Consider the following 8,221-nt stretch of genomic DNA (forward strand, 5'->3'; position numbering starts at 1 on the left):
ATACCAAAGAAATAGCAAATATCAGGGTTGCAGCCATCATGTAGGGACGAAGCAAACGGTTAAAGCTATACCCGGCGCTTAGAATCGGGACAATTTCAGTTTGGTCCGCCATCTTGGAGGTAAAGAAAATAACCGCAATAAAGTTGATCAGCGGACAAAGAAAATTTAAGTAAAAGGGAATAAACCCCGCATAATACTCAAAAATAATCTTATCGAGGGGTGCATGATATTTTAAAAAATCATCCAATCGTTCGGACACGTCAAAAACCACCATGACAACAGTAAATATCGCCATAGTGAATAAAAAAGTACTTAAATACTTTTTGATAATGTAACGATCGATTAACGACAGCATTTTTTTAACTTGCGCTATTTAGTTCTACAAACGTTGATCCAATATTTTCACCATTTTGTTTTTCCAATCGTAGAAAGTTCCATCAATGATTCGCTCCCTAGCCTGATTAACCAACCAAAGGTAAAAATGTAAATTATGTAAAGAAGCAATTTGTGCTCCAAGAATTTCTTGTGATTTAATCAAATGCCTTAGATAGGCTTTCGAATAAAATTGATCAGCATGCAGATCACTCTCCGCTTCTATTGGTGAAAAATCATCTTTCCACTTTTCATTTTTGATATTGATAATACCATTTTGTGTGAAAAGCATACCATTTCTAGCATTACGGGTTGGCATAACGCAATCGAACATATCCACCCCTAAGGCAATATTTTCAAGAATATTTACCGGTGTTCCTACGCCCATAAGATAACGTGGTTTGTCATGCGGTAAGATATCACAGACAACTTCGGTCATAGCATACATTTCTTCCGCAGGTTCGCCAACCGATAATCCACCGATCGCATTTCCTTCACGGTTAAACGAAGCAATAGTCTCTGCGGATTTAATTCTTAAATCTTTGTAAACAGATCCTTGAACAATTGGAAACAAAGTCTGATCATACCCATAAAGCGGATCAGTGCTATCAAAACGATCCACACAGCGTTTCAGCCAACGATGGGTCATATCCAAAGAACGACGTGCATACCCATAATCACATGGATAAGGCGTACACTCATCAAATGCCATAATGATGTCTGCACCGATAATACGCTGCGTATCCATTACATTTTCTGGTGTAAATAGATGTTTTGATCCATCGATATGGGAACGAAAGGTAACCCCTTCTTCTTTGATCTTACGTACTTCGGTCAACGAATACACTTGATAACCACCAGAATCTGTTAAAATAGGTCGATCCCAACCATTGAATTTATGCAATCCGCCGGCTTTATTCAACACATTCAGCCCCGGACGTAAATAGAGGTGGTACGTATTACCCAGAATAATCTGCGCTTCAATATCGTTCTTCAATTCATGTTGATGAATTGCTTTCACTGTACCTGCCGTACCAACAGGCATAAAAATAGGCGTTTGAATGGGACCGTGTGCAGTTTCGACAACACCTGCACGTGCTTTTGACAACTTATCTTGTGCTTGTAGCGTAAATTTCATTAATATTTTTCCTCTGAGACTATTTCTATTTTAAAGAATGATTTGCCATGGAAATGGCGATATCGGCATTTGGAGTAAAAAATTAAAAACTCATTTTCAACTAGTTGCAACTTAAAAAGTCATTATAGCTTTCCTAATTTCCACCCAAGCTCGGATTCATCCCTAGAATACGTTGCAAAAATACTATAAAAAGATTTGCAAACAGGATGTTTCAAAAATAAATTATCATTTTTCCCCTATAAAAAAGTTGCGGAAAGCACTTATCTTTGTGAGCTATGCTTGACCTTCACGTATTTTTGGCCAATCTTCCATATATTGCTTTTGGAGTATTGGGTCTTTTCTTATTGATACAATTGTACTACATCTTATTTGTATATAGCAAATTGAGTCGTTATCAAATTGAACCTGTACAAGAAGGAACCGAATTCCCACCGCTATCCGTTATTATTTGTGCACACAATGAACAGGATAATATTCCTGAATTCCTTCCGAGTATACTGAATCAAGACTATCCCAATTTTGAAGTAATTGTTGTCAATGATTTCTCAACAGACAATACGCCTTGGATATTGCATGATTTCGAAGCAAAATATCCCAATTTAAAGATTGTGGATATCAAAGAGCATATTCGCTTGAAACATGGTAAAAAGTTTGCCGTCAGTATGGGTATCAAAGCATCAAAGCACCAGACACTGGTGTTTACCGATGCGGATTGTGCGCCACAATCCGATCAATGGCTCAAAGAAATTGCCGCAGCTTTCAGACCGGAAACAGAAATTGTACTAGGCTATTCTCCTTATTTTAAGAAAAAAAGCTTGCTAAATCTATTGATTCGATTTGAAACTAGCCATACTGCCATGAGTTATTTCTCCTATGCACTAAAGGGTGATGCCTATATGGGAGTAGGGCGTAACATGGCTTACAAAAAAGACCTTTTCTTTCGTAACAAAGGATTTGCAGCACATATGCATATTAAATCCGGCGATGATGATCTTTTTGTTAACCAAAATGCAAATCCGACCAATGTTAACATTGCACTGGCAGCCGAATCCATTGTCTATTCGGAACCCAAAGCGACTTGGAGGAGCTATTACAAGCAAAAAGCAAGACACTCAGGCGCCTCTACCATTTACAAAAAGCGACATCAGCGCATGCTGGGCACTCAGCTGGTATCGGCAGTCTTTTTTTACGTAGCACTTATCGCAACAGCGATTGCCTTTCCAATGTACTGGTATGTTCCCGTTACAGCCTACCTTCTAAGGCTGATTGCCCAATGGATAATATTTGCCAACATCTATAAAAAACTAGAAGTAAAGGAACTGATTTGGTGGCTGCCTTTGGTAGACTTCATCTACTATTTCTATATTTGCATCAATGGCATCTTCAGCAGAAAAAAGAAAAAAATAAGCTGGAAATAATTCACTTTTAAAATACGAAGCTTTGAATCCAACAGTTGATATCATCTATAACTATTTTCCAAAATTAACGGATATTCAAAAAGAACAGTTTGCAAAACTTGCCGACCTCTATACATTTTGGAATAGCCAAATCAATGTTATTTCACGTAAAGACATTGATAGCCTCTACCTGCACCATGTGTTACATTCGCTAGGTATCGCTAAATTTGTCCAAGAGCTCACGCCAGGAACACAAATTTTGGATGTGGGAACCGGAGGAGGCTTTCCAGGTATCCCAATGGCCATTATGTTTCCTGAAGTCAAATTCCATTTGGTCGATTCTATCGGCAAAAAAATTAAGGTCGTACGTGAAGTTGCAGCTGGACTCGGTCTCCAGAATGTTGAAGCAGATCATATCCGCGCAGAACAACTCGACGACAAATATGATTTTGTCATATCACGTGCGGTGACAAGACTTGGAGAATTTACGCCTTGGATACAGAATAAATTCGCAAGAAAAGATAAAAACGGGATCCCTAATGGAATTCTTTACTTAAAAGGCGGAGATCTCACCGAAGAGATCAAAGAATCTAAGCTCAAAGCAGAATTACACCCACTTTCAGATTACTTTAAAGAAGATTTCTTTGATACAAAATATCTGGTATACGTACCTATGTAATTAAAGTTTGGCATTACCCATAGGAAACTGAAGTCGCCTATGGATAATGTCTACAGAATCGAGGTAGTTCGTTAAACACTTATGGATATAAGCGATCTTCTCATAGCGATCATTCTCACGAAGCCATTTTAAGGAAGGCTCATAGTATATCCTAAATTTGCGCAACGAATCTCCCGACAACTTGCTGTATTCCTGTGTCAGCGGATACCATTCCTCGCGAATCAGATCCTGTTGGTATTCTTTTTCAAACTGACGTTGAAGTTTTCTCGAATTTCGTCCCTTTCGACTGAATTTATTGTAAAGCTTGTTCAGATTGACAGCAATTCCGCCCTGATGAGGCAAGGTCACCATATTTTTCGTATCACCCCAGAAAAAGATCGACTTATACTCCTCCTTTTTTTCTTCCCATTTATCCCCCGCTGATTTGCGTTTGATCGAAACAGTATCCAAACGTAACGTATCTTTTGGACTTCCTTTTTTCCCAATGGTATCCAGAAGATGAGGTCTCCCGGAATAGGCAAAAACTCCCTGCCGATAAAACGAAAAGTAGACACAGAAAAACAATAAAGATAGAAATCCGATACGTACCATATTTATAATTGATAAACCAAAATAACCAACTATAAATAAAATTAAAAAGTATTTAACTATCTTTAACTTAAGAGACTAAAGACCCAATTCTTTTTTAATTTCTAAGCCAATTAGATTGATTTCTTCATCCATACCGAACATAGGAAGCTCCGTTTCTGGATTAAGTTTCAACCAGTTTGTATCATTGTCTTTAATAATCTTTACGTATTCCACACCATCCTTAAAAATAACATACGTATCTTCTTCCTCAGGGAAAACAGAATAAACTATATCCCCCAATTCGATATCAAAAGGTTCTTTCATTTCCATAGTTAAAATATCATTAATCGCTCAAAGTTACCAATTCCTCTTCTTTCTTTCCAAAATTGACCAATATTTCATCCCACTCGATCTCAAATAAGCTCAGGAAAATTGCATTCATTCTAGAGCAATCCGCAAATTTTCCAGCAGGCACATGATCTCCTCCGATTAAGAACTTCGTCATTCTACTAAAAATACAACAAGCCTGAGCAATTCTAACAAAAAGTACAACAGCTCGTTATATTTTTCATATATTTAGATAAACCCAATTATGAAATTAATTTATCCCATAGCTTTGACGAAAATCAAGGGGATTGGCCCTAGAACAGCGCGTCACATCATTGACCAAGGTCACGATTTAGCGGACATATTTGCATACTCAAAAAAAGATTTGATGCAAATTCTTGGGATACGTGAGTCAATCGCCGAAGCAATATACAATAAAAGCTATATGCCCGCCTGTGAAAAAGAACTCGCTTTTATCGAAAAACATCAGATACAAGCGTTATGGCTGGAAGACCAAAATTACCCCGATAGGCTACGACAATGTGAAGACGCTCCGCTTGTTGTCTATTATAAAGGGAACCAACCACTCAACAGTGCAAAAGTTATTAGTATCGTCGGCACTAGACATGCGACCTATTATGGCCAGAAAATATGCGAAGATTTGCTAGAAGCCATGAATTGTACCAAAGACACCTTAATCGTTAGTGGTCTTGCTTATGGTATTGACGCATTAGCACATCGCAACGCACTAAAAAATAATATTCCAACCGTTGCTGTATTAGGGCATGGTCTCGATCGAATTTACCCCGCATCCCATCGCGAACTTGCCACAAAAATGCTAGACCAAGGCGGTTTATTGACAGAATTTACATCCAACACATTACCTGAGCGCAGTAATTTTCCTATGCGCAATCGCATCATAGCCGGTATGGCAGATGTCACCATTGTCGTAGAAGCTGCAATTAAAGGAGGCGCATTGATTACTGCCGAAATTGCCAACAGCTACAACCGCGATGTATGCGCCTTTCCAGGAGCCGTTTATGAAAAAAGCTCTGAAGGCACCAACTACCTCATCAAAACCAACCGTGCTCATATGATTAGAGGACTTCAGGATCTCGAATATCTCATGAATTGGGAAGTCAGCATAAAAGCTGTTGACCAGCAGCTTAGCCTTCCTTTGACACTGACAAAAGACCAACAACTCCTTTTTACACTCATTCAGCAAAAAGGACAATTAGAGATAGACCAGATGATTGACCTCACAAAATGGCCACAAAGTAAATTGGCCTTAATCCTATTGGAACTTGAAATGCAGTCACTCATTCACGCCTTACCCGGAAAACGGTATAAAACTGCCGGACACACGGAAATTCAAAAAAATTAGCTCATTTCCTATCATGCAGCAGTACTAAAATGCCGCTTGGATCGCAATAAAAATTCAGAATCATACTCAACAAAAAATCAAGAATTAATGAACGAAAACAATACAAAAAGTATTTGGAAAGTCATCGGAGCTTCCTCCATGGGAACACTTATCGAATGGTATGACTTTTTCATTTTTGGCAGCCTATCCATTGTAATTTCCACCAAATTCTTTCCGGCAGAAAATCCAACAGCGGCTTTTCTTTCAACCCTAGCCACATTTGCCGCAGGTTTTGTTGTCCGACCATTTGGCGCCCTATTTTTTGGCCGACTAGGCGATATTATCGGTCGAAAATATACGTTTATGGTTACTTTAATGCTCATGGGTGGAGCAACATTTCTCATAGGTTGTATCCCCAGCTATGAGAGTATTGGGTTTTGGGCACCGCTGCTGGTGTTGATCCTTCGTCTCTTGCAAGGTCTTGCTCTAGGAGGAGAATATGGAGGTGCAGCAACTTACGTCGCCGAACATGCCCCATTGGGCCAGCGGGGTTATTGGACATCATGGATACAAACAACAGCTACCTTTGGCCTTTTCATATCACTCGTTGTCATCCTCCTGACCAAAGGCTTTCTCAGCGAATCACAATTTGATTCTTGGGGATGGCGGGTTCCTTTCCTCCTATCTTTAGTCATGGTATATGTTTCCTATCTTATTCGTAAGAAGATGAAGGAATCACCCGAATTTAGCAAGGCCAAAGCGGAAGGAAAAACAAGTACAAATCCGCTAAAAGAAAGCTTTGGCAACCGATACAACCTCAAATTTGTACTGCTCGCACTTTTTGGTGCAGCCATGGGACAGGGCGTTGTTTGGTACACGGGACAGTTTTACTCGATGAGTTTCATGAAAACGGTCATGCACCTTCAATCTGACCAGGCCGATACAATCCTCGGCATCGCACTACTGTTGGGAACTCCATTTTTTGTCGTATTTGGGTGGCTTAGTGACAAAATTGGACGAAAATGGATCATGCTCGGTGGGATGTTACTTGCCGTATTGACTTACCGCCCGATTTACGAATCCATGTACCAACTTTCTAATGCAGAACAGAAAGTCAAGGTGAACGAAACAACGGAGGTCCCCCTTGGACCGCAATCAACAGAAGTCATTTCGATCATCAAGACTCAATATGAGGACCAGACCGAAGTTACTAGAGCCAGCATGATACATCAGTCAGGAAAACTCAAAGGACAGCCAATGACCAAAACCACAGTCCATCTTGCAGGCAAGAACTATATGCTGCTCGTCCTGCTGATCTTTATACAAGTGATTTATATTACAATGGTGTACGGGCCCATCGCGGCATTTCTTGTTGAACTATTCCCTGTAAAGATCCGGTACACATCCATGTCCTTACCCTATCATGTTGGAAATGGAATATTCGGCGGCCTCCTTCCTGCGGTATCGACATACTTAACAACAAATGCTGAAGCATCCAATACCCCGCAATTCTATCTTGCAGGTTTGTGGTACCCTATTATCATTGCCATTGTATGTTTTATCATTGGTAGTATTTATATCAACAACAAATCAACTCCCGCAACACATGAATAATCTCAAAAAATTCCTCGGCATACTTTGGATCGTTTTAGCATTGTTTACCGCTTATTTCTCCATTTTTGAACTGGCCCTGCCAAAGATTTCAACGGGACATCAGGAAGATCTCGTTTTCGGAATCATTATCCTGTGCATCTTAACTCCCATAATCTCCATTGGACTCGGCTTATTTGGCTATTATTCCCTATTGGGCGAATACAATCAAGAAAAAATGTAGTCCAAAAAATGAGATCGACTTTGAATAAGGGAAATTAGACTATATAAGCCTATTCAAAGTCGATCTCATATACGCCAGATTATACTACTTCCGACGTTTCCAAAAGAACAATTACAGCCAGTGGACTTCGCCAAGCACTTATTTTACGCCATTGTTAGCGGATTTACACAGATACCAGCTATTTTCCACCATAAAATAAAGCTAAGAGCAGCTACTAAATACAATTTATTGCAATGATAATCAGCAGCATAAGATAAAATAGCATTTTTTCTTTCCTAAAACTGTTTTTTTTTCTACTTTTGTGGCGGGTAAGTCTTCTACGACCAGCTCCCATTGACTCCCCCAGGTTGGGAACAAAGCAAGGGTATTTGGTTGAGCGGTGCGATAGGAGTAGCTTACCCTTTTTTTATGCCCATTTTTTTTGACTAATCCTCCGGTCCAAAATTCAATTCTAACCTAATAATCAGCTAAATACCTTATATATCCCAATTGTTACCCGCATTTCCCCTATTTATAGAAGCCCTGTTACACAAGGAGTTTT

The 8,221-nt window shown here is 39.4% G+C and carries 10 protein-coding genes and 1 other RNA gene; 6 read left to right on the forward strand and 5 right to left on the reverse strand.

Annotated features, from left to right (window positions below; genetic code table 11):
• Positions 1-352: LptF/LptG family permease (locus B2X72_RS16520; protein ID WP_286850768.1), on the reverse strand; the 352-nt coding region annotated here is incomplete at its 3' end.
• A gap of 27 nt (positions 353-379) precedes the next feature.
• Positions 380-1,510, reverse strand: coding sequence for a tRNA guanosine(34) transglycosylase Tgt (tgt, locus tag B2X72_RS16525; protein WP_075991063.1), 1,131 nt, complete (start codon positions 1,508-1,510; stop codon positions 380-382).
• Between the two features lie 275 nt (positions 1,511-1,785).
• On the opposite strand from tgt, the gene B2X72_RS16530 reads away from it, so the two are divergent.
• Positions 1,786-2,928, forward strand: a complete 1,143-nt coding sequence (locus B2X72_RS16530; RefSeq protein WP_145327833.1) for a glycosyltransferase — start codon at positions 1,786-1,788, stop codon at positions 2,926-2,928.
• A gap of 22 nt (positions 2,929-2,950) precedes the next feature.
• Positions 2,951-3,586, forward strand: coding sequence for a 16S rRNA (guanine(527)-N(7))-methyltransferase RsmG (gene rsmG, locus B2X72_RS16535; protein WP_088160248.1), 636 nt, complete (start codon positions 2,951-2,953; stop codon positions 3,584-3,586).
• Here the strand turns inward: rsmG and B2X72_RS16540 are convergent, their stop codons facing one another.
• The 3 genes from B2X72_RS16540 to B2X72_RS16550 form a co-directional block, all read right to left on the reverse strand.
• Positions 3,587-4,177, reverse strand: a complete 591-nt coding sequence (locus tag B2X72_RS16540) for a hypothetical protein (protein WP_145327834.1) — start codon at positions 4,175-4,177, stop codon at positions 3,587-3,589.
• 75 nt (positions 4,178-4,252) lie between these two features.
• Positions 4,253-4,486 (reverse strand): hypothetical protein, encoded by a 234-nt coding sequence (locus B2X72_RS16545; protein WP_070560687.1) that lies wholly within the window; start codon positions 4,484-4,486, stop codon positions 4,253-4,255.
• Between the two features lie 13 nt (positions 4,487-4,499).
• Positions 4,500-4,661, reverse strand: coding sequence for a hypothetical protein (locus B2X72_RS16550; protein ID WP_157698362.1), 162 nt, complete (start codon positions 4,659-4,661; stop codon positions 4,500-4,502).
• A gap of 87 nt (positions 4,662-4,748) precedes the next feature.
• On the opposite strand from B2X72_RS16550, the gene dprA reads away from it, so the two are divergent.
• The 4 genes from dprA (at position 4,749) to ffs (ending at position 8,084) form a co-directional block, all read left to right on the forward strand.
• A complete protein-coding gene (gene dprA / locus B2X72_RS16555) occupies positions 4,749-5,867 on the forward strand; it encodes a DNA-processing protein DprA (RefSeq protein WP_088160246.1) in 1,119 nt (372 codons plus the stop codon).
• Positions 5,868-5,954: 87 nt separating this feature from the next.
• Positions 5,955-7,460, forward strand: coding sequence for an MFS transporter (locus tag B2X72_RS16560; protein ID WP_088163444.1), 1,506 nt, complete (start codon positions 5,955-5,957; stop codon positions 7,458-7,460).
• The gene (locus B2X72_RS16565; RefSeq protein WP_075991056.1) at positions 7,453-7,680 is read left to right on the forward strand and encodes a DUF6814 family protein; all 228 of its coding nucleotides are present in this window, start codon (positions 7,453-7,455) and stop codon (positions 7,678-7,680) included. Before B2X72_RS16560 ends, B2X72_RS16565 begins: the two co-directional genes overlap by 8 nt.
• 306 nt (positions 7,681-7,986) lie before the next feature.
• Positions 7,987-8,084: signal recognition particle sRNA small type (gene ffs, locus B2X72_RS16570), an RNA gene on the forward strand.
• Positions 8,085-8,221 lie beyond the last annotated feature (137 nt).

This window comes from Sphingobacterium sp. UBA7253 (assembly GCF_002472745.1).
Lineage (GTDB): Bacteria > Bacteroidota > Bacteroidia > Sphingobacteriales > Sphingobacteriaceae > Sphingobacterium > Sphingobacterium siyangense.

Bases quoted from the DNA above. Each gene is read 5' to 3' on its own strand.
- B2X72_RS16565 (WP_075991056.1), top strand. From the start codon at position 7,453: ATGAATAATCTCAAAAAATTCCTCGGCATACTTTGGATCGTTTTAGCA.
- tgt (WP_075991063.1), bottom strand. From the start codon at position 1,510: ATGAAATTTACGCTACAAGCACAAGATAAGTTGTCAAAAGCACGTGCA.
- B2X72_RS16545 (WP_070560687.1), bottom strand. From the start codon at position 4,486: ATGGAAATGAAAGAACCTTTTGATATCGAATTGGGGGATATAGTTTAT.
- B2X72_RS16530 (WP_145327833.1), top strand. From the start codon at position 1,786: ATGCTTGACCTTCACGTATTTTTGGCCAATCTTCCATATATTGCTTTT.
- B2X72_RS16560 (WP_088163444.1), top strand. From the start codon at position 5,955: ATGAACGAAAACAATACAAAAAGTATTTGGAAAGTCATCGGAGCTTCC.
- dprA (WP_088160246.1), top strand. From the start codon at position 4,749: ATGAAATTAATTTATCCCATAGCTTTGACGAAAATCAAGGGGATTGGC.
- B2X72_RS16550 (WP_157698362.1), bottom strand. From the start codon at position 4,661: ATGACGAAGTTCTTAATCGGAGGAGATCATGTGCCTGCTGGAAAATTT.
- B2X72_RS16540 (WP_145327834.1), bottom strand. From the start codon at position 4,177: ATGGTACGTATCGGATTTCTATCTTTATTGTTTTTCTGTGTCTACTTT.